Origin of the sequence: Vibrio sp. S234-5 (assembly GCF_000960595.1) — a bacterium.
GTDB lineage: Bacteria > Pseudomonadota > Gammaproteobacteria > Enterobacterales > Vibrionaceae > Vibrio.
In genome coordinates this window covers 1-1969 of sequence record NZ_JZAM01000179.1, presented here as the reverse complement: position 1 = coordinate 1969, position 1969 = coordinate 1, and the positions used below count along the sequence as shown (strand labels likewise).

Below are 1969 nucleotides of genomic sequence, written 5' to 3'. Positions count from 1 at the left end.
AAAAGCCAAAACCTAAAAAACTGAAATGACTCATAAATTTGAAAAACAGACTTCGAATTTTGGCAATTCAACCCCAAAAACTTGTGGTCGAAATACTGATTGAGCCAGCCGCACCAACCTCGCGCTTGCCCGAAAATTGACTGAGGCAATTCTCTGAATTTCCAGCGCCAAAGAACAAGTGTCCGAAAAACAGCGCCCACTGAAGCCAACTTGCCGACAAACACAAAACCAACACACCGAGGGAGCAAAGAAAAGATGCAACCAACTGATTTTTGGTGATTAAGCATAACGCCCGGTTAAGGGGCAGCCAACGCCATTACCAAGCTTCCGCATAACACCGTAACCAAAAAAATCAACGCATGATAAAAATGCCGCGCGTTGGCTGTCCCTCTTGAACCGTTTGTTATGTTTAAGCTTCAATGACTTACGTTTTACCAAAACCAAGATTAACTCGTTTTTGACTGACAAACAAAAGTCAAAAACCAGAAGACTGAAACGACTCATAGACTTGAAAAACAAACTTCGAATTTCGGCAATTCAATCACAAAAACCTGTGATCAAAATACTGATTGAGCCAGCGAAACCAACATCGCGCTTGCCCAAAAATTGATTGAGGCAGTTTTCTGAATTTCCAGCGCCAAAGAATAATTGTCCGGAAAACCGCGCCCACTGAAGCTAACTTGCCGACAAACACAAAACCAATCAGCCGAGGGAACAAAGAAAAACCATAATCCACTGATTTTTGGTGATTAAACATAACGCCCTGCTAAGGGGTGAGCAATGCACTGCAAAAGCGACCGCACACCAACTTAATCACAAAACCCACCGCATGCTGAAAATGCCACGCATTGCGAATCCCACTTAAGCAGTTTGTTAGCTTAAATTTCAGCACCTTAGATTTACCAAACCCGAGACTAACCCAGTTTGGAAAAACGACAAACCACCTGAGTTTTAAAACCCGAAATGACTCAAACTTTGTGGCCGTTCATTTGCTTTAAAAACCAGTAAATTTTGAAAACACGTTTTCGCAAAACTCAAAGCGAAGGCTAAACCTTCCAAAGCGACTTTGCGCCAAACTGGCTAACCTCACGCATTCCCAAAACTCAATTGAGGCAACAGCTCGAAACTCACGTTGACAAACAATGCTGATTTGCCGAAAAGCCTGAACAAATTGGCAAAGGAAGAAAAAAAAGGCCACAACCAATTGATTTTCATTGTTTTAAGCTAACGCTGCGTTAAGGGGTGAATGCCGCCTAAACCAAGTTTCTGCAGACCACTTTCACCACCAAAACTCACCGCATACTAAAAATGCCACGCGGCATGAATCCCTCTTAAACGCCTTGTTAGGCCTGTTATTCTCGATCTTTATAATCTTTTGGGAATGACTTCCCATACCACTTCATGCAAACCTCATAGGTGCGCTTAGAGCCGGTTGCATAACCTATACCTAGTTCAACATGACATATCCCTAAACCCATTATTTTATCTTCAGTTAATGCTTTAGCCTTTTTGTCCCGATGATTTATAGCCATTACATCCAATAGCACTTCAATTTTGCTACCTGGTTGAAAATCATGCCAGTACAAAGAACCTATCAGAATTTCTTCTACGCCATTCGCATCACTTACCTTAAGTTTATATATTGGCTTTCCGTACCCTTCATGAACTGACATGACTACACCAGTTACCCCCAGAAAAGTCGATTTCAGCTTTTCACCGAGTCTTTTAGCATTTGAAATATCTTCCGAGCCATGTGGAGTTCTCCACTCTGAAGCGAGTGAACTGAAAGACAAAATAACTGACAGAAAGATAATCAATTTCACTGTATTCTCCTTAGAGGCCTAACGCCCTGCTAAGGGGTGAGCAATGCTCTACCAAAGCTACCGCACACCACTTTAATCACAAAACCCGCCGCATGCTGAAAATGCCACGCATTGCGAATCCCGCTTAAGCACGTTGTTAGCTTAAA

At 42.4% G+C, this 1969-nt stretch carries 2 protein-coding genes and 1 pseudogene; all 3 read right to left on the bottom strand.

Translation table 11 applies throughout. The annotated features are described in order from the left end of the window. Positions 1-67: 67 nt before the first annotated feature. Positions 68-265 (bottom strand): hypothetical protein, encoded by a 198-nt coding sequence (locus UF06_RS27625; RefSeq protein ID WP_242402001.1) that lies wholly within the window; start codon positions 263-265, stop codon positions 68-70. Positions 266-1224: 959 nt separating this feature from the next. Continuing rightward, positions 1225-1356 (bottom strand): annotated as a pseudogene (locus UF06_RS24055) (DUF3265 domain-containing protein). Further along, positions 1353-1823 carry a hypothetical protein gene (locus UF06_RS08315; RefSeq protein ID WP_045570036.1) on the bottom strand — a complete coding sequence of 157 codons (471 nt, stop codon included), beginning with the start codon at positions 1821-1823 and terminating at the stop codon, positions 1353-1355. Before UF06_RS08315 ends, UF06_RS24055 begins: the two are co-directional and overlap by 4 nt. Positions 1824-1969: the final 146 nt, after the last annotated feature.